Source organism: Duganella alba (assembly GCF_009674495.1).
In the GTDB taxonomy this organism is placed as follows: Bacteria; Pseudomonadota; Gammaproteobacteria; order Burkholderiales; family Burkholderiaceae_D; genus Rugamonas; species Rugamonas alba.
In genome coordinates this window covers 109,814-126,609 of the sequence record NZ_WKJN01000004.1, presented here as the reverse complement: position 1 = coordinate 126,609, position 16,796 = coordinate 109,814, and the positions used below count along the sequence as shown (strand labels likewise).

Annotated in this window: 20 protein-coding genes and 1 tRNA gene; 9 read left to right on the top strand and 12 right to left on the bottom strand. The window is 63.4% G+C overall.

Features of this window, described 5'->3' with window-relative positions:
• Window positions 1-18 precede the first annotated feature (18 nt).
• From GJ695_RS05400 to GJ695_RS05390, 3 genes are read right to left on the bottom strand one after another with little or no spacing between them, the layout of a single operon-like run.
• Window positions 19-750 (bottom strand): LytR/AlgR family response regulator transcription factor, encoded by a 732-nt coding sequence (locus GJ695_RS05400; RefSeq protein ID WP_154362658.1) that lies wholly within the window; start codon window positions 748-750, stop codon window positions 19-21.
• A complete protein-coding gene (locus GJ695_RS05395) occupies window positions 738-1,793 on the bottom strand; it encodes a sensor histidine kinase (RefSeq protein WP_154362656.1) in 1,056 nt (351 codons plus the stop codon). The genes GJ695_RS05400 and GJ695_RS05395 overlap by 13 nt, the downstream gene beginning before the upstream one ends.
• A gap of 4 nt (window positions 1,794-1,797) precedes the next feature.
• Window positions 1,798-3,432, bottom strand: a complete 1,635-nt coding sequence (locus tag GJ695_RS05390; RefSeq protein ID WP_154362654.1) for a Na+/H+ antiporter — start codon at window positions 3,430-3,432, stop codon at window positions 1,798-1,800.
• 126 nt (window positions 3,433-3,558) lie between these two features.
• Between GJ695_RS05390 and GJ695_RS05385 the strand changes: the two genes are divergently transcribed.
• Both GJ695_RS05385 and GJ695_RS05380 read left to right on the top strand, forming a co-directional pair.
• Window positions 3,559-3,634 (top strand) — tRNA-Gly (locus GJ695_RS05385).
• Window positions 3,635-3,793: 159 nt separating this feature from the next.
• The gene (locus GJ695_RS05380) at window positions 3,794-4,762 is read left to right on the top strand and encodes a chemotaxis protein (protein ID WP_154362652.1); all 969 of its coding nucleotides are present in this window, start codon (window positions 3,794-3,796) and stop codon (window positions 4,760-4,762) included.
• A gap of 43 nt (window positions 4,763-4,805) precedes the next feature.
• On the opposite strand, the gene GJ695_RS30610 is transcribed toward GJ695_RS05380, so the two are convergent.
• The gene (locus GJ695_RS30610) at window positions 4,806-4,955 is read right to left on the bottom strand and encodes a DUF4351 domain-containing protein (RefSeq protein ID WP_154362650.1); all 150 of its coding nucleotides are present in this window, start codon (window positions 4,953-4,955) and stop codon (window positions 4,806-4,808) included.
• Entirely contained in the window at window positions 4,886-5,215 is a 330-nt protein-coding gene (locus GJ695_RS29580) for a hypothetical protein (protein ID WP_154387889.1), read from the bottom strand. Before GJ695_RS29580 ends, GJ695_RS30610 begins: the two co-directional genes overlap by 70 nt.
• Before the next feature lie 109 nt (window positions 5,216-5,324).
• On the opposite strand from GJ695_RS29580, the gene GJ695_RS05370 reads away from it, so the two are divergent.
• Window positions 5,325-5,906 (top strand): DJ-1/PfpI family protein, encoded by a 582-nt coding sequence (locus GJ695_RS05370; protein WP_166455165.1) that lies wholly within the window; start codon window positions 5,325-5,327, stop codon window positions 5,904-5,906.
• Between the two features lie 2 nt (window positions 5,907-5,908).
• Here the strand turns inward: GJ695_RS05370 and fghA are convergent, their stop codons facing one another.
• Window positions 5,909-6,751 carry an S-formylglutathione hydrolase gene (gene fghA / locus GJ695_RS05365; protein ID WP_154362648.1) on the bottom strand — a complete coding sequence of 281 codons (843 nt, stop codon included), beginning with the start codon at window positions 6,749-6,751 and terminating at the stop codon, window positions 5,909-5,911.
• A gap of 86 nt (window positions 6,752-6,837) precedes the next feature.
• On the opposite strand from fghA, the gene GJ695_RS05360 reads away from it, so the two are divergent.
• Together GJ695_RS05360 and GJ695_RS05355 are read left to right on the top strand one after the other, a co-directional pair.
• Window positions 6,838-8,025 carry a cation:proton antiporter gene (locus GJ695_RS05360; protein WP_154362646.1) on the top strand — a complete coding sequence of 396 codons (1,188 nt, stop codon included), beginning with the start codon at window positions 6,838-6,840 and terminating at the stop codon, window positions 8,023-8,025.
• A complete protein-coding gene (locus tag GJ695_RS05355; RefSeq protein WP_154362644.1) occupies window positions 8,026-9,144 on the top strand; it encodes a YbdK family carboxylate-amine ligase in 1,119 nt (372 codons plus the stop codon).
• Here the strand turns inward: GJ695_RS05355 and GJ695_RS05350 are convergent, their stop codons facing one another.
• From GJ695_RS05350 to GJ695_RS05335, 4 genes are all read right to left on the bottom strand, one after another.
• Window positions 9,145-9,870: a substrate-binding periplasmic protein gene (locus GJ695_RS05350; RefSeq protein ID WP_154362643.1), complete on the bottom strand. Its 726-nt coding sequence runs from the start codon at window positions 9,868-9,870 to the stop codon at window positions 9,145-9,147.
• Between the two features lie 88 nt (window positions 9,871-9,958).
• Window positions 9,959-10,948, bottom strand: coding sequence for a gamma-glutamyl-gamma-aminobutyrate hydrolase family protein (locus GJ695_RS05345; protein ID WP_154362641.1), 990 nt, complete (start codon window positions 10,946-10,948; stop codon window positions 9,959-9,961).
• A 63-nt stretch (window positions 10,949-11,011) separates the two neighbouring features.
• Entirely contained in the window at window positions 11,012-11,911 is a 900-nt protein-coding gene (locus GJ695_RS05340; protein ID WP_166455166.1) for a LysR family transcriptional regulator, read from the bottom strand.
• A 2-nt stretch (window positions 11,912-11,913) separates the two neighbouring features.
• Entirely contained in the window at window positions 11,914-12,120 is a 207-nt protein-coding gene (locus tag GJ695_RS05335) for a hypothetical protein (RefSeq protein WP_154362639.1), read from the bottom strand.
• A 26-nt stretch (window positions 12,121-12,146) separates the two neighbouring features.
• Here GJ695_RS05335 and GJ695_RS05330 point away from each other — a divergent pair, with 26 nt between their 5' ends.
• The 3 genes from GJ695_RS05330 (at window position 12,147) to GJ695_RS05325 (ending at window position 13,844) form a co-directional block, all read left to right on the top strand.
• A complete protein-coding gene (locus GJ695_RS05330) occupies window positions 12,147-13,130 on the top strand; it encodes an Lnb N-terminal periplasmic domain-containing protein (RefSeq protein WP_154362637.1) in 984 nt (327 codons plus the stop codon).
• Between the two features lie 83 nt (window positions 13,131-13,213).
• Window positions 13,214-13,546 carry a transporter substrate-binding domain-containing protein gene (locus GJ695_RS29575; RefSeq protein ID WP_166455167.1) on the top strand — a complete coding sequence of 111 codons (333 nt, stop codon included), beginning with the start codon at window positions 13,214-13,216 and terminating at the stop codon, window positions 13,544-13,546.
• Window positions 13,533-13,844: a transporter substrate-binding domain-containing protein gene (locus GJ695_RS05325; RefSeq protein ID WP_166455168.1), complete on the top strand. Its 312-nt coding sequence runs from the start codon at window positions 13,533-13,535 to the stop codon at window positions 13,842-13,844. The genes GJ695_RS29575 and GJ695_RS05325 overlap by 14 nt, the downstream gene beginning before the upstream one ends.
• Here GJ695_RS05325 and GJ695_RS05320 read toward each other — a convergent pair.
• Both GJ695_RS05320 and GJ695_RS05315 read right to left on the bottom strand, forming a co-directional pair.
• On the bottom strand, window positions 13,795-15,336 hold the full coding sequence (locus tag GJ695_RS05320; protein WP_154362632.1) for a class I adenylate-forming enzyme family protein: 1,542 nt from the start codon (window positions 15,334-15,336) through the stop codon (window positions 13,795-13,797). The two genes, GJ695_RS05325 and GJ695_RS05320, sit on opposite strands and share 50 nt — an antisense overlap.
• Window positions 15,337-15,370: 34 nt before the next feature.
• Window positions 15,371-15,709 carry a flagellar basal body rod C-terminal domain-containing protein gene (locus tag GJ695_RS05315; RefSeq protein ID WP_154362630.1) on the bottom strand — a complete coding sequence of 113 codons (339 nt, stop codon included), beginning with the start codon at window positions 15,707-15,709 and terminating at the stop codon, window positions 15,371-15,373.
• Window positions 15,710-15,872: 163 nt separating this feature from the next.
• Here GJ695_RS05315 and GJ695_RS05310 point away from each other — a divergent pair, with 163 nt between their 5' ends.
• Window positions 15,873-16,730 (top strand): substrate-binding periplasmic protein, encoded by an 858-nt coding sequence (locus GJ695_RS05310; RefSeq protein WP_229261279.1) that lies wholly within the window; start codon window positions 15,873-15,875, stop codon window positions 16,728-16,730.
• Window positions 16,731-16,796 lie beyond the last annotated feature (66 nt).

The window sequence follows — 16,796 nt, the reverse complement described above, 5'->3', positions numbered from 1 at the left end:
GCCTCTTCGGAGCAGCAGCTAGTGACGGTGAGATGCATGTTGCCCTTCCAGGTGCGGGATGACGTCGGCGCGGTATTGCCGGCTGAGTGGAACGCGGGCGCCGCCGTGCAGCAGCAGTTCGCCATCGCCTTTTTCGAGGTTGGTGATGCCGGCGATCCAGCTCAATTGCACCGCCGCGCGGCGGTGGCAGCGGATGAAGCGCGGGCCGAGCTTGTCCAGCAGGCCGGCCAGCGTCTGGCGCATCAGCGGCTCGCCGTCGGCGGTGTGCAGGACGACGTAATTGTCGGCGGTTTCAATCCATTGAATCGCTTCGACCTTGACGATGCGCGTGCCGTTGCGTTCCGGGACCAGCAGCTGCGTCACGGACGGCAGCGGCGCGCTGGCTGTGCGCGGCACGGCCAGCCGTTCGCGCGCACGCTGCAATGCGCGTTGCAGGCGTGGCTGGTCGAAGGGCTTGAGCAGGTAGTCGATGGCGTTGGCGTCGAACGCCTTGATCGCGTATTCGTCGTAGGCGGTGACGAAGATGATCAGCGGCGCGGGCGTTGGCAGCGAGGCGGCGACATCGAGGCCGGTGATCTCGGGCATCTGGATGTCGAGCAGCAGCACGTCCGGCGCAAACGACGGCAACAGCTCCAGCGCTTCCACGCCGTCGCGCGCCTCTTCGATGGCGCTGATGTCCGGCTCGGCCGCCAGCATGCGGCGCAGCTTGTCGCGCGCCGGGCGCTCGTCGTCGACGATCAGGATGCGCATGGCAGCCTCACTTCCGCGCGCACGCCGGCAGGCGATAGCTGGACCAGGTCGAAGCTGGCGCGCTCGCCGTATAACGCTGCCAGACGCTCGCGCAGGTTGCGCACGCCGATGCCGGCGTCCGGCGTGGCTGCGGCGGGCAGCACGCCGGCGTCGTCTTCCAGCCGCAGCATCAGCATGTCGTGCTGGCGCTGGGCGGAGATGGTGATGGTCACCGGTTGGCGGCGTTTTTCAACGGTGTGCTTGAAGATGTTTTCCAGCAGCGGCTGCATGCTCATCACCGGCACCGGGCAGGCCAGCAGCGCATCGTCGACATGCCAGACAATGCTGACGCGGTCCGAGAAGCGCTCGGCCATCAGGGCGGCGTAGCCGCGCAGGATGCGCAGCTCGGTCTCCAGCGGCACCAGGTGGCGTTCGCCGACATCCAGCGTCGCGCGCAGCACGTCGGACAGCTGGATCAGCATGGCGTCGGCGCGCTGCACGTCGCTGTACATCAGCGACGATATCGTGTTCAGCGCATTGAACAGGAAGTGCGGCTGCATCTGCTGGCTCAAACGCAGCAGCTGCGCCTCGCGCAGCGCGACGTTGGCGCGTTCGACGCGCAGCTTTTCGTCCAGCATGGCGTGAAACGACAGGACGCCGAAGGTGATGGTCGAGAAGATGAAGAAGAACACCGTCATCTTGATGTCTTCGTAGAGGAAGATCTCGGCCCAGCCGCCGTGCGTGTAGGTGTCGCCGGCCAGCGGATAGATGGCGTGCCGCATGCCGAAGGCCAGCGGCACGAACGCCACCCAATAGACCGGCAGCCACACCAGCTGCCGTCCGAACCAGCGCAGCGGCGCATGCAGCAGATGGTCATGCTTGCGTGTGAAGCGCCGTTGCGCCAGCAGCAGCAGGGTGGCCGTCACCGCCGACGAGCCTTCCCACAGTATCGGCTTCCACAGACCGTGATGGTGATCGCGCAGGTATTCCTGGATCGCGGTGCTGATCATCAGCATCCAGAACAGGACCCAGGCGATCGCAATGACGGTGCGGGTTCTTTGCATGAGATTAGCGGTAGCGCGCTTCCATCAGATCGATCTCGCGCACCAGCTTGCGCGAGGTTTCGTCGGAAATGTGGTTGTGCCGCGCCAGGTCGAACACCGTGCGGCGTTCGGCCGCCAGCGCCGCCAGCCGCAGCTCCTTCTCGGCGGAGTCGGTCTTGCGCCACGACTGCTCGCTCTCCGGATCGACCTCCTTCAGCTTGTGCTCGTAGAAGGCGATGACGCGCGCCGCCGCCTGCGGATAGACTTCGGGATCGATGCAGGCGTCGGACTCCATCAGTTCCACCTGGGTTTTCTCGATGGCGGAGATGGCGGCGTTGGCGGCCGCGCGGCGCGCCAGGTCTTCCTCCTGCCGCTCTTCCGGCTCGGCCGGGAAGGTCATGCCGGCCAGCAGGCGCGGCAGGGCGACGCTGGCCACCAGCAGCGAGATCAGGATCACCGAACAGGCCAGGAAAATGGTCAGCGCGCGGGCCGGGAACGGCCGCCCGTCCGGCAGCAGCAGCGGCAGCGTCAGCACACCGGCCAGCGTGATGGTGCCGCGCGCGCCGGCCAGCGTGGTGGCCAGCAGCAGGCGCGGATTGATTTTCTGGCGCGGCTGGTGGCGGAACTTCTGCTTGAAGATGGTCAGGCGCAGCGAGGCCCATACCCACGCCATGCGCAGCGCCAGCAGGCCGGCGGTGATCGCCAGCGCGTAGGCCAGCAGCCACCAGCGGTTGATATGGCCGCTTTCTTCCAGCGACATACCGGCCGAGTGGAAGATGTCCGGCAGCTGTTCGCCGAGCAGCACGAACATCACGCCGTTCAGGGAGAACTGCACCGTGTCCCACACGGCCGAGCGCTGGATGCGGGTGCTGGCCATGGCGTGGCCGCTCAGTTCCACGTAGCTCATGGTGACGCCGGCCGCCACCGCCGCCAGGATGCCGGAGGCGTGCAGGCGTTCGGCCACCAGGTAGGCGCCGAACGGAATCAGCAGGTTGACCAGGATCGGCGAGCCTGGCGGTTCGCCGAAGTGGCGCGTCAGCCAGCGCTGCATCCAGGTGATCAGCATGGTCACGGCGACGCCGGCGCCGATGCCGGCCGCCACCAGCCAGGCGAAGGTGAGGGCGGCGGTTTGCAGCGAGAAGGTGCCGGTCAGCGCGGCCGCCACCGCAAAGCGGAAGCACACCAGGCCGGAGGCGTCGTTCAGCAGCGATTCGCCTTCCAGGATGTGCATCAGCCGTTTGGGAATCGGCGCGCTGGAGGCGATCGAGCTGACCGCGATCGGATCGGTCGGCGAGACGATGGCGGCCAGCGCGAACGCCACCGGCAGCGGCATGGCCGGTATCATCCAGTGTATCAGGTAGCCGGCGCCGATGACGGTGAACACCACCAGTCCGAACGCCAGTTCCAGTATCGTGCCCTTGTCGCGCAGCAGGCCGCTCTTGGGGATGCGCCAGCCGTCGAGGAACAGCAGCGGCGGCAGGAACACCAGGAAGAACAAGTCCGGTTCCAGGTCCACGCCATGGCTCGATTGCGCGGCGATCAGCGCGCCCAGGCCGATCTGCACCAGCGGCAATGGGATGGAGCCGGGCAGCACCCGGCGGATGTAGGCGCTGGCGACTACCGCCAGCATCATGACCAGTACGACTTCGATTGAATCCATTCCCTTCCTTTTCCTACTTGATTGCTATAGCTAAACAGGGGTAGCTTACACTATCGCCTGTCCGGTAAAAAGTTGAGCTATGGCACTGGCGAAATGGAAATCTTTCTGTCATAATGCATGCCTTCTGCGGGAGTAGCTCAGTTGGTAGAGCGCAACCTTGCCAAGGTTGAGGTCGAGAGTTCGAGACTCTTCTCCCGCTCCAGAATTCAGTAGCAAATCAGTAGCAAACACAAAGGAAGCCCACGGGCTTCCTTTTTTGTTGTTTATCGTGCTCCAAAACAACTTCTTACCGTCAAAATGTGACGGCGGACTGTTGCAAAACGTTATACTGGGATAGGACCACCGAAGGGAGACGAAATCCATGAAATCTGTTCAACAGGAAGTTGATGAGCGTAGTAACTTAACCAACTCCAACAAATTCGAACTCCTCCTGTTCCGTCTCGGCGGCGACGCCAATGGCGAACATTCCGAGCTGTTCGGTATTAACGTCTTCAAAATCCGCGAAATCGTCGCAATGCCTGAAGTGACTGCTGTGGCCGGATCCCCGCCACACATGCTGGGCGTTGTGAATCTGCGCGGACAAATCATCACGGTGCTGGATTTGCCAGGCATCGTCGGTGTGACCCCAAAAACCGGTCTGAATATTATGTTGGTCACTGAATTCGCGCGTACCACGCAAGCGTTCGCGGTCGAGTCGGTGGAAGAAATCGTGCGCCTGGACTGGAGCCAGGTGCTGACCGCCGAAGGCACTGCCGGCGGCAAGGTCACCAGTATCGCCCGCGTCGATGGCGACACGCAAAACACCCGCCTGGCGCAGGTGCTGGACGTGGAAACCATTCTGCGCGACCTGGTGCCGCCGGAGCGTGATGATATCGATCCGGAAACCATCGGCCCGAAAGTGCTGCTGAAACCGGGTTCCGTGGTGCTGGCCGCCGACGATTCGGTTGTCGCGCGCAACCTGATCGAAAAAGGTCTGGAAGCGATGGGCGTGCACTTCATCATGACCAAGTCGGGCAAGGAAGCCTGGGACCGTCTGCAGTCGATCGCGGATGGCGCCAAGGCCGAAGGCCTGCCGATCACCGATCGCGTGGCCATGGTGCTGACTGACCTGGAAATGCCGGAGATGGATGGCTTTACGCTGACCCGTCTGATCAAGCAGGATCCGCGCTTCGGCAAGATTCCTGTGGTGATACATTCTTCGCTGTCCGGCAAGACCAACGAGGATCACGTCAAGGGTGTTGGTGCGGATGCGTATGTGGCCAAGTTCTCGGCCGAGGATCTGGCCGGCACCATTCGCAGCGTGCTGGGCAAGGCTGCCACGGCCGCCTGAGTACAAGCGCTTCAGCAAAACCGCAGCGACGCTGCGGTTTTTTTTATCCAAACAGCTGCTTGAGCGATTCCGCCTCCGGCAGCGCATCGCCCCAGGCGCCTAATTGTTCTTCATTGGCCTTGGTCAGCTTGTTCCGGATTCTTTGCGGCAGCGGCCCGAAGCGTCTGACGAGCTGTCGTTCCAGCAGCGCCATTGCTCCTTCCCATGTTGATACAGTAGTTTGGTCAGTTTCCACTTCGCTGCGTAGAGCTGATCCGGGTCGTGGCGGCTTTGCTGTGTGCGTAAATGAGCCAGCGTAATCCAGGCAAACGGATTGTGCGAATTCATTAACGCATCACTTTTTGCGGCATAGTCCAGCAGCTTGGCGGTGGTGAAGGAAATGCCCATCACCGTGCCCAGAACCCGATTGTGGAAAGCGTGAGAACGCCAGCCTGGATCGGTGTCGGCCAGCACGACGAGGGCTTACCTTTTTGATGAAGTGCAAATGCGCGGTGAAAGTAAACGCGGTAGTATCGATGGCGTTGCGATCCTTGTTTGATTCACTTTCAGGAAAGGAACTACCGTGGCAGCCAAGAAGATACTGTTTTTGACCGGTGATTTTGCCGAAGACTACGAGACCATGGTGCCGTTCCAGGCACTCCAGGCCGTCGGCCACACGGTGCACGCCGTGTGCCCGGACAAGCAAGCCGGCGACACCATCAAGACCGCCATTCACGATTTCGAAGGCGACCAGACCTACACCGAGAAACCCGGCCACCTGTTCAAGTTGAACGCGTCCTTCGCCGACGCCGATGTCGCCAACTACGACGGCCTGATGATCGCCGGCGGCCGCGCGCCGGAATACCTGCGCCTGAATCCGCGCGTGATCGAACTGGTGCGGCAGTTCGCCGCCGCCAGCAAGCCGATCGCCGCCGTATGCCACGGCGCGCAACTGCTGGCCGCCGCCGAGGTCATACAAGGCAAACGCATCTCGGCCTATCCGGCCTGCGCGCCGGAAGTCAAGCTGGCCGGCGCCACCTATGCCGACATTCCGGTCGACCAGGCGGTCACCGACGGCATCTTCGTCACCGCGCCGGCGTGGCCGGCGCATCCCGCGTGGATCGCCCAGTTCCTGCAGAAACTGGGCACGGAGATCAAGCTATAGCGTCAAGCTGCGAGATTCTTCGCGTGGAAGCGCAGATGGTCTTCCACGAACGTCGAAATGAAGTAGTAGCCGTGATCGTAGCCAGCATGCCGACGCAAGGTCAGCGGCTGCGCCGCGGTCACGCACGCGGCCTCGAACGCTTCCGGATACAGCTGCTCCGCCAGGAACTTGTCGCCCAGGCCCTGATCGATCAGGATGCCGGCCGGGAAGGGCGCATGGGCTTGCGTCATCAGCGCGGTGGCGTCATACTGCGCCCATGCGGTCGTGTCCGCGCCGAGATAACCGGTGAACGCCTTCTTGCCCCAAGGGCATTGAGAAGGCGCGGCAATCGGCGCAAAAGCGGACACCGAACGGAACACATCCGGCCGTTTCAGTGCCATGGTCAATGCACCATGGCCACCCATCGAGTGGCCGAAGATGCCGATGCGCTGTGCATCGACGGGCAACTCTTTCTCAACCAGTTCACGCAGTTCGTGAATATAGCTGTACATGCGATAGTGCTTGGACCACTTCGCTTCCGTGGCATCGAGATAAAAGCCGGCGCCCACGCCGAAATCCCAGCTCTCGCTTTCGCCTTCCACATGGGCGCCGCGTGGACTGGTGTCGGGCGTGATCAGCATCAGGCCCAGCTCGGCGGCGACACGCTGCGCGCCAGCCTTGATCATGAAGGTCTCTTCGGTGCAGGTCAGGCCGGCGAGATAGAACAGGGCCGGCACCGGTCCGTGCTCCGCCTGCGGCGGAATGAAGACTGAAAAACGCATCGGCAGACCGATCTCGCGTGCATCGTGACGGTAAAAGCGTTGAACGCCGCCGAAGCAGGCGTGTTCACTGACAATTTCTAGCATATTTGTTTCCTTATGTTCCCCAGCGCACAGTGAAAGCGGCGGTCTTAGCGCAGAATTGTACAAGTATTGTTAAAAAGGAGAAGTACATGCCGGATATTCAGGTCATTTTGGCCGACATGGGCTGGCCACTGGCGATTGCCTTGGCTTGGCTCTCGGGAGAATTCGTGCATCGCTGGACGCGCCTGCCGCGCATCAGTGTTTACGGTTTGGTTGGATTTTTACTCGCCCAGGCATTCCCTGACGCGCTCAGTAGTGGCGCCTCAAGCAATGTGACCATCCTGGCCAATATGGCCTTCGGTCTGATCCTGTTTGAATTTGGTTATCGCATCAATCTGCACTGGCTGCGGATTAATCCCTGGATTGCGGTCAGCGGCCTGGTGGAATCGGCGGCGACCTTCGGCGTGGTCTACCTGATCTCGCATCTCACCGGCATGCCGCCGCTCACCTCGTTGCTGCTGGCCTCGCTGGCCATGTCGTCTTCGCCGGCCGGCGTGCTGCGCGTGATTAACGAGGAAGACAGTTCCGGCCAGGTCACCGAGCGCGTGCTGCACCTGGTGGCGATCAACAGCGTGGTGGCGCTGTTTGTGTTCAAGGTGGTGGTGGGCTTCTGGGTGTTCCAGACCTCCGGCAGCCTGACGCAGGCGGTATCGCACAGCGGCATCGAGCTGCTGGTGTCGGCCGCGATGGGCGTGGTGATGGGCTTCGTCGTACCGGCGCTGCTGCGCCGCCTCGGCGCGCTGGCGCAGGACGGCACCATGGCGTTCGCGCTGGGCGTGATCCTGCTGGTGGCCGCATCGCGCGCGTTCGACGTGTCGCCGGTGCTGGCGACGCTGACCTTCGGCCTGGCGGCGCGCCACAAGCGCGTGGCGTTCAGCCGCACCGAGCGTAACTTCGGCGGCATCGGCGAACTGCTGACCGTGCTGCTGTTCGTGTTTGCCGTGTCGACGCTGGAATGGGAACGCGTGGTCGATGGCGCCGGCCTGGCGGCCGTGCTGCTGCTGGCGCGCTTCGTGGTCAAGACGTTCAGCGTGGCGGCGTTCGCGCACGTGGGCGGCATTTCGTGGCGCAAGGGCTTGCTGACCGGGATCGCGCTGTCGCCGATGTCGGTGTTTGTCACGCTGCTGCTGGAACAGACTAAATACATGGGGATCGTGCTGGTCGACGAACTGGCCGCGTTGACGGCCATGACGCTGCTGCTCGAAGTGATCGGTCCGGTCATCACGCAACGCGCGCTGATCTGGGCCAACGAAACCCCTGCCAAGGAGGAACGATAAATGGCGTTGGAAGAATTTCAAACATCGAAACCGCTCACCATGGGCGTGGAGCTGGAGCTGCAACTGGTCAGCCTGTCGGATTATGACCTGACCGCGTCCAGCCCGGACCTGCTGCACCTGTTGAGCCGCAAGCCTTTCCCCGGCAACGTGACGCCGGAAATCACCGAGAGCATGATCGAGATTAACAGCGACGTGCACACCAACCATACCGAGTTGCTGGCGCAGTTGCAGGTGATCCGCGATACGCTGGTGCAGGCGGGCGAACAGCTCAACATCGGCATCTGCGGCGGCGGCACGCACCCGTTCCAGAAATGGTCGGACCGCCGCATCTTCTCCAAGCCGCGCTTCAAGGAAGTGTCGGAGCTGTACGGCTATCTGGCCAAGCAGTTCACCATTTTCGGCCAGCACGTGCACATCGGCTGCGCCTCGGGCGACGATGCGCTGTTCCTGCTGCATGCGCTGAGCCGCTACGTGCCGCACTTCATCGCGCTGTCGTCGTCGTCGCCGTATGTGCAGGGGAATGACACGCTGTTCAACTCGGCGCGGCTGAATTCCGTGTTTGCCTTCCCGATGAGCGGCCGCGCGCCGTTCACGCAAAGCTGGCATACCTTCGAGCACGAGTATTTCGCCAAGATGGAACACACCGGCGTGATCAAGAGCATGAAGGACTTCTACTGGGATATCCGGCCGAAGCCGGAATTCGGCACCATCGAGCTGCGCGTGTGCGACACGCCGCTGACGGTGGAGCGGGCGGCCGCGCTGGCGGTGTACCTGCAATCGCTGTGCAGCTATCTGCTGGAACGGCGCGAGGCGGCGCCGGAAGAGGATGACTACCTGGTCTACAACTACAACCGCTTCCAGGCCTGCCGCTTCGGCCTGGACGGCACGGTGGTGCATCCGAAAACCTACGAAAGCCTGTCGCTGCGCGAAGACATCCTGACCACGCTGCGCAAGATGGAGCCCTACGGCGCCGCGCTGGGGGCGACGGCCGGCCTGCAACATCTGGTGCAAGTCACGCACGAGGGCAGCGACGCGCATTACCTGCGCCAGCAGTTCGACAGCAGCGGCAGTGTCGAAGGCGTGGTGGATGCGGCGATCCAGCGTTTCCGCGGGCGCTGATTACTTGAAGGTGATCGCCTTGTTGAGGCGGGCGATCACCTCATCGGATACCGATTTGCCGCACATGATATAGCGCTCGGCGCCGTGCGGCATGTCCTTGAATTGCAGCAGACGCAAGGTGGGCGCGAGCTCGCCCGCATGCTGGATGATGTAGTTGCCCTCGTCTTCCGAGACAAACATCATATCGACCACGCCCTTGCTTACCGACTGCACCATCTTGAGTGTGGGCGCGGTGGAGACGGCGACCACCGGCTGCCAGTGTGCGATAAACGCGTCCAGCTCGCCGAAGGAATAATTGTCCTTCACCAGGACACGGGTATCGTGCAGCTGCGCCAGTTCGGCCAGCGAGGCGACGCCGCGCGCGGCGAAGCTGGCGTTGGTCAATACGACCCAGGTGCGGTCGCGGTAAATCGGCTTGGTGAACTTGCCGTACTGGCGGCGCTCCGGCGTGTTGAACCATCCGATCGCGCAGCTGGGGCTGGTCTGATCCTTCACCATCATCAGCTGACGGTTGGTCGGCACCTTGTGCCATTGCACCGGGATGTGGGCGTTCCTGAACGCGGCGGCGGCCGGCGCGCCGGTCAGGCCGGCCGGCGTACCGTCGGCCTGCGTGATCATGTACGGCGGACGTTCGCTGTAGGCCACGTGGATGACATCCTGGGCCGGGCACGATTGTGCGGCGAACAGCAGGTTGGCGGCGATTACAGCGGTGCTACGCAGTCTCATGAAATAGATCCGGATTGGGAAGCCGCCAGTCTACTCCGGGGATGGCAAACAATCAAAAGACATTTGCCTGATGCATCAATTCGCCGTCCTAAAACCGTGTTTCGCGCGCCACGCGCAGGAAGTTGTCGAGAATGCCGGTGCAATCCAGCAGTTCGACGCCGCCGGCGCGGTGGAATTCCGGGTGCCATTGTAGGCCCATGACGAACGGCGCCTTGCGGTAGCGGATCGCTTCGACCATATTGTCCGGCACCGACAGCGCTTCGACCGACATGTCGCGCCCCAAGGTCTTCACCGCCTGATGGTGGATCGAGTTGACCAGCCCGGTCGGCTTGCCCTTGAACATGCGCGCCAGCGACGAGCCGGCAGGGAAGGCGATTTCGTGGCGGTTGCGGTCGTAGTCGTCGTTGACGTGGGCCAGCGATTCCGGCACGTCGGTGGCGATGTCCTGGTACAGCGTGCCGCCGAAGGCGACGTTGATCAGCTGGCAGCCCCGGCAGATGCCCAGCACCGGTTTGCCGGCCTCGACAAATTCATGCAGCAGTTCCAGCTCGTACATGTCGCGCGCACGGTCGCCGCTCCATTCGGGGCGCGTCGGCATTTCGGAATAGCTCTGCGGCGACACGTCGGCGCCGCCTTGCAGCACCAGGCCGTCCAGATGCTTGGCGTAGTCGCGCAGGCGGATGTTGGAAGGATGGAGCAGGCCATCGGTATTGACGGTCGGGATCATAAACACCAGCACGTCGCGCGACATCACCCACTGTGCGATCGACTCTTCCAGGTATTGCAGGTTCTTGCTGCGCAGTCCGGTCGCGCCCGGTTCCGGGTGGAAGATGCGCGCCGAAACGCCGATGTGCAGCGGCCGCTGGATGATGTGCCGCGTGGCCGCCGCCGCGATGCGCCGGTAGCGCGCCATGATCACCCGGCCCCACAGGCTGAACACGGTGTCGCCCGGATCGAGGTAGCGCGGCGTGCCGGTTTCGCGGTGCTGGCGCTGGTCTTGCCGCCGTTCGCCATGGTCGCTGGCGCGGCGTTGTGGATTGTTTGATTGCTGATCTTGGTCTTCGGGGCCGGCGCTCATGCTGATTCCTGTCTGTCTCGCATGGCTATAGTGTGCCATACGTCGGAGTCATCAGTCGCCCGGTTAGGAAGATGGCGCCAGCCGCGCGACCAGGGTGTCGGTGAAGGCGGCCACCAGCGGGTCCGCTTCGCGGCGCGTGGCCAGGCCGACGCTGGAGAGCAGGCGGCCGTGCGACAGCCTGACGAAGTGGACGCCGGCCGGCGCCGTCAGCCGCATGCATTCGGGCACGATGGCGATGCCGAGGCCCGCTTCGATCAGGTTCAGCTGCGAGGACTTGCGCGACAGGGCCCGCGCCGGCTTCGGAAAGAAGCCCTGTTCCAGGCACAGGTTGGCCACCAGGTAGCTCAAGCCGCCACGGTCCTTGTGCGGAATCGAGATGAACGCCTGCGCGCTCAGGTCCGCCAGTTCGACATTGTCCAGCGCCGCCAGCGGCGAATCGCGCGCCACCGCCACCATCAGCGGCTCGCTGCCGATCTCGCGCACCTGGATGTGCGGATGGCGGCGCAAGGTCGGCAGCCGCAGCAGGCCGATGTCGACCCGGCCTTCCTCGATTTCCATGGTCTGGTTTTCCGACGGCAGCATCGACACGTCCAGCGTCACGCCCGGATGCTGCGCCAGCGCGTGCGCCAGCGCGTTGCTGATGCGCGGCGTCAGGATCACCGAGCTGGAATGCTGCAGGCGGATCACACCCTGCGCACCCTGGCCGACGTGGCGCGCCTGCACCAGCGTGTCGTCGATGTCTTCCAGGATGCGCTTGCCGCGTTCGAAGAACAGCCGGCCGGCCGGCGTCAGCTCGAACTGGCGCGCGTCGCGCGTGAGCAGCGGCGTTTGCAGCTCGTCCTCCAGTTCCTTGATCTGCCGGCTCAGTGCCGACTGCGCGATGAACAATTTTTCGGCGGCGCGCGAATAGCTGCCGGCCTCCACGATCTCTATAAAATATTTAAACTGTTTGAGCGAAATCACCGTTATGCCGTTTCGAGATAGTTGGCCGCCGTTTTTGATATTGGATCAAATCCGGCCAGGCCGTTAAAGTGAAGCGTCTCTTCTTCGCTTTTAAATTTTTTAACGGAACCTGCCATGTTGGAACTGATAGGCGTCATCGGCGTGGTGCTGAGTATTGCAGTAAAACTGATCTGCGTCCAGATCGGGTGCGCCAGCGGAGTCGACGACAAGGAGGATTAGGCCCCATAATCGGGGCATGACTAAACGTATCCTCGTTTTCGCCGCCATGCTCATCGCCTCTCTGCTGCTGGTTGCGCTGGCGGCATGGGGCGCAGGCGCACTGTGGTTCCAGCTGCCGGCCGCCGATATCGTCCGCAAGCTGGCGCTGGCCGCCTGGCTGGTGCTCAGCATCGCGGCGCTGGTGTGCCTGTGGCGCCGCAGCTATGTCGCGCCGGCCGTGTGGCTGGTGCTGCTGCTCGCGCTGATGGCGTGGTGGAGCACCATCAAGCCGTCGCACGACCGCGTGTGGGCCGACGATGTGGCGCGCATGGTCACCGGCAAGGTGGACGGCAGCGTCGTCACGCTGGACCTGGTGCGCAACTTCGACTGGCGCAGCGATACCGATTACACCGTGCGCTGGGAGCAGCGGCAGTACGATCTGAACCAACTGCGCTCGGTCGATGTGGCGATGTCCTACTGGATGGGGCCAGCCATCGCGCATACGCTGGTGTCGTTTGGCTTCAGCGACGGCCGCTACCTGACCTTTTCGATCGAGATCCGCAAGGAACGCGGCGAGAGTTTCGACGGCCTGGCCGGCTTCTTCAAGAAATACGAAACGGTGCTGATCGCCGCCGACGAACGCGACATCCTGCGCGTGCGCACCAATGTGCGCGACGAGGACATGTGGCTGTATCGCCTGAAGATGCCGCCGGAAATGATGCGCTCGCTGTTCCTGGCGTATCTGGACGAAGGCGAGCAGCTGAAGGCCACGCCGCGCTTTTACAACACCCTGACCGGCAACTGCACCACCATCATCTACCAGATGGCGCGCCGCATCACGCCCGGCCTGCCGCTCGACTGGCGGCTGCTGGCTTCCGGCTACCTGGACCGCTATCTGTACGATCTCGGCGCGCTGCAAGGCCCGGGCGGTTTCGACGCACTGCGGCAAAACGCCCACATCACTGCGCGTGCGCGCGCCGCCGGCCAGGCCGCCGATTTCTCCGAGCGCATCCGTCACTGACATTTGCGCGGATCTCGCGTATAACTGATGCCAGTTCTGGAGAAGGGGAACCGATGCGGCACCTGATCGCAGCATGGCTGGTTATGTGGTGTACCACCGCGTGGGCCGCCACGCTTGAACTGGTGGTGGCCACCAACGAGTATCCTCCCTACATCAGCGCCAATCCCCGGCAAAGCTTCATGACCGAATTGTTTGACTTGATCGGCAAGGACATGGACGTCAGGTTCACCTTCCGCTTCATGCCATGGAAGCGCTGCCTGGCGGCGCTGGACGCGCATGAGGTATGGGCGGTGGTGCCGTTCGTGCCCACGCCGGAGCGGGTGGCGCGCTATCTGTTGTCCGATACGCTGTATGCGCGCAGGGCCAAATTCTTCTACTACGATCATGGAAGCCGCAGCTGGCATGGCGAACAATGACCAGATCAACTTCCGCAAACTGCAGGTGGCGCGCTTCGACCTCGTGATTGTCGATGAAAATGTCGGCAACTACATCGCGCGCAGCCAGTTCGCGCAGCAGGCCGGCAGCTTCCACAGCCTTGATACGCCTTACTTCCGCTCCGAGAACGTCATGATGATGCACCGTGAGCCGGCCAACGCCGAGCTGCTGGCGCGGTTCAACCACTCCCTGGAACGGTTGCGTAAAAGCGGCGCTTATGACGCGATTGTCAATCGCCGCAGGTTGGTGCTGATGCCATCTGGCGCAGCTGGTTCTTGAGGATTTTGCCGGTGGCCGCAGCGGGCAGGGCGGCCATGGCGATGATGGCGGACGGGCGCTTGTAGGGCGCCAGACGTTCGGCCAGGTAGCGTTGCAGTTCTTCGACGTCGAGCTGCCGGCGCGGGTCCGGTTCCACGAAGGCCACCACTTCCTCGTCGCCATCCGCCGCCGCGCGTCCGACCACCGCCGATTGGGTGACCGCCGGATGTGCATTGAGCACCGTCTCCACTTCCAATGGATAGACGTTGAAGCCCGAGCGGATAATCAGTTCCTTCGTGCGGCCGACGATGTGCAGCGCGCCATCCGCATCCTGGCGCACCATGTCGCCGGTATTGAGCCAGCCTTCCGCATCCAGTACGGCGGCCGTCAGCTGCGGCTCGCGGTAGTAGCCGCGCATGAGGTTCGGGCCGCGCACCCACAGTTCGCCGATGCCGTCCGCGCCGGCCGCCACCCGTACCTCGACGCCGGGAATGGCATGGCCGACCGAGGTATCGCTGCGCGGCTGGTCGAGGCGCGTCTGGCTGACGGTGGGCGAGGTTTCGGTCAGGCCGTAGCCGTTGTGCAGCGGCAGGCCGAGTAGCTGCTCCACCTGCGCCTTCAGCGATGGCGGCAGCGGCGAGCCGCCGGCGTAGGCAAAGCGCAGCCGCGTCGGCAGCGGCGTGCCGGCGCCACCGAGCTTTTCCAGCAGGCGCGCGTACATCGCCGGCACGCCCTGGACGATGGTCAGGCCGTCGTCGCGCAGCGCCTTGAGCAGCGCGTCCGGCGTGAAGCGCGGGCACAGGTACAGGCAGGCGCCCGCATATAAAGTACCCAGCATCACCGAGGTCAGGCCGTAGACATGGGTGATCGGCAGCACGCCGTAGGCGCGGTCCTGCGGCGTCAGGCCGCGCAGCGTGCTCGATACGGCGGCGATGAACAGCAGGTTGCGGTGCGTGAGCATCACGCCCTTGGGCTGGCCGGTGGTGCCGGTGGTGTAGACCAGCGCCGCCACCTGCTCGTGCGACGACGCATGCACCGGCTCCGGCGTGCAGTCCGCATTGAGCGCACCCAGCATCCATGTGCCGAACGGCGTCCCGATCGCCTGCGCCGCATGGCGTCGCGCATGTTCGGCGGTCTCGGGCGAGGCGGGCATGGTCAGGTAGATGGCGCGCCGCGCGCCGCTGTGTTCCAGCACCACGTCCACTTCGCGCGGCGACAGCCGGCCGTTGAGGTGCACGATCCACGCATCCAGCTCGGCGGCGGCAAAAGTGAGCACCACCTGCGCCACGCAGTTTTCGCCGATGACGGCGAGGCGGTCGCCTGGCCGCAGCTGCCATGCACGCAGTTGTGCGGTGGCGGTATCGATGGCGGCGGCCAGTTCGGCATAGGTCCAATGGCGCTGGCCGTCGTGCAGGGCGCTGGCGTGCGGTGTCCGTTCGGCCCAGCGGCGGGGAATGGCGGACAAGCGGGAGGGCAGGTCGGCAAGCAGTTGCGCGGTATTCAAGGTATTCATTACCGCGCATTGTGGCCGATGCGGCCACCGGGGATCAAGCCTTGATGTCGATCAGCGTGCCGAGATTCTGGTCGGCGGTCTGGACCACCTTGGCCGACAGGTCGAACTGCGCCTTGTAAACCAGCGAGTTGGTGGTTTCGGTCGCCAGGTTGGTGGCGCTGGCGCTGGGCGTCGGGCCATCCACTTTCAGCAGTTGCTGGGCTTGTATGGAAATCGACACGCCGGTGCCAGCCGGGGTGTTTTCCGTGAAATTCGCCTGCGACGGTTGAAAACCCTGGGTGCCGATGTTGGCGATGGCATGCGCACTGTTCCCCAGCGCGCGTTGTGCGGCGTTGAGACCTGTAACTCCTGAGCTGAGTGCGGCAATGGCCATGATATTTCCCTTCGGCAATAAGCGCCAGTTTACACGGTTGTGCGCCGGAATGCACGCGCTGATTAATTTTTGAGCGCAGCCATGTTGCAATTATTCTTGTCAGCTTGACAGTGGCGTAGTGCAGGCGCAGCATGAAGATAGATTCATTTGGGAAATGACTGTCATGCGTGCGTTGTGGATCATGGTGCTGTTTTGCTGGAGCGGCTGGGCGGCGGCGGCCCCTGTGGTCGTTCATTATCCCCGCGTGGAGGGCGACGGCGCGCAGGGCGACTACGGCATCGCCTTGCTGCATCTGGCGCTGGCGAAGGCCGGCGGCCAATACCGCGCCGAAGCCTCGGCCACCGGCATGCAGCAGAATCGCGCGCTGGTCGAACTGCAATCGGGCCTGGGCCGCATCGACGTCGTTGGCACCATGACCTCGGCCGAGCGCGAAACCCGGCTGCTGCCGGTGCGCATTCCGCTGACGCGCGGCCTGATCGGCTGGCGCATCGCCCTGCTGCGCGCCGATCACAAGCAGATGCTGGAGTCGGTGCACGGACTGGACGACCTGCTTCCGTTCACCGCCGGCCAGGGGCAGGACTGGCCGGACGTGCAGATCCTTCGCCATAGCGGCCTGACAGTGCAGCCGGCCGCCGTCTACAGCACCATGTTCGGCATGCTGAATGCCGGCCGCATCGACTGGGCGCCGCGCTCGGTCAACGAGATCTGGGCCGAAGCCGCCCACCATCCCGAACTGGTGGTCGATCCCTACGTGGTGGTGCGCTACCCGACCGCCGATTACTTTTTCGTCAACCGCAGCAACCCGGCGCTGGCGGAGGCGCTGCGGCGCGGCCTGGAAGCCGCGCTGGCCGACGGCAGTTTCGAAAAGTTGTTCTACAAATACTACGGCGCGCAAATCCGCCAGGCCCGGCTCGACAAGCGCGTGCTGATCAACCTTCCCAATCCGCTGCTCACAGTGGAAACGCCGCTCCATCGCAAGGAGTTGTGGTTCACGCTGGACGACCTGAAACGCCTCCCTTAGCCGTTGCATTTGTGCTATTCTGGCGCCCGAAATTGTTCATAAGAAACACTAATCGGGGAAAAAGTG

Coding starts and splice junctions, on each gene's coding strand:
- GJ695_RS05400 (WP_154362658.1), bottom strand. CDS start 750: ATGCGCATCCTGATCGTCGACGACGAGCGCCCGGCGCGCGACAAGCTG.
- GJ695_RS05395 (WP_154362656.1), bottom strand. CDS start 1,793: ATGCAAAGAACCCGCACCGTCATTGCGATCGCCTGGGTCCTGTTCTGG.
- GJ695_RS05390 (WP_154362654.1), bottom strand. CDS start 3,432: ATGGATTCAATCGAAGTCGTACTGGTCATGATGCTGGCGGTAGTCGCC.
- GJ695_RS05380 (WP_154362652.1), top strand. CDS start 3,794: ATGAAATCTGTTCAACAGGAAGTTGATGAGCGTAGTAACTTAACCAAC.
- GJ695_RS30610 (WP_154362650.1), bottom strand. CDS start 4,955: ATGGCGCTGCTGGAACGACAGCTCGTCAGACGCTTCGGGCCGCTGCCG.
- fghA (WP_154362648.1), bottom strand. CDS start 6,751: ATGCTAGAAATTGTCAGTGAACACGCCTGCTTCGGCGGCGTTCAACGC.
- GJ695_RS05360 (WP_154362646.1), top strand. CDS start 6,838: ATGCCGGATATTCAGGTCATTTTGGCCGACATGGGCTGGCCACTGGCG.
- GJ695_RS05355 (WP_154362644.1), top strand. CDS start 8,026: ATGGCGTTGGAAGAATTTCAAACATCGAAACCGCTCACCATGGGCGTG.
- GJ695_RS05350 (WP_154362643.1), bottom strand. CDS start 9,870: ATGAGACTGCGTAGCACCGCTGTAATCGCCGCCAACCTGCTGTTCGCC.
- GJ695_RS05345 (WP_154362641.1), bottom strand. CDS start 10,948: ATGAGCGCCGGCCCCGAAGACCAAGATCAGCAATCAAACAATCCACAA.
- GJ695_RS05330 (WP_154362637.1), top strand. CDS start 12,147: ATGACTAAACGTATCCTCGTTTTCGCCGCCATGCTCATCGCCTCTCTG.
- GJ695_RS29575 (WP_166455167.1), top strand. CDS start 13,214: ATGTGGTGTACCACCGCGTGGGCCGCCACGCTTGAACTGGTGGTGGCC.
- GJ695_RS05325 (WP_166455168.1), top strand. CDS start 13,533: ATGGCGAACAATGACCAGATCAACTTCCGCAAACTGCAGGTGGCGCGC.
- GJ695_RS05320 (WP_154362632.1), bottom strand. CDS start 15,336: ATGAATACCTTGAATACCGCGCAACTGCTTGCCGACCTGCCCTCCCGC.
- GJ695_RS05315 (WP_154362630.1), bottom strand. CDS start 15,709: ATGGCCATTGCCGCACTCAGCTCAGGAGTTACAGGTCTCAACGCCGCA.
- GJ695_RS05310 (WP_229261279.1), top strand. CDS start 15,873: ATGCGTGCGTTGTGGATCATGGTGCTGTTTTGCTGGAGCGGCTGGGCG.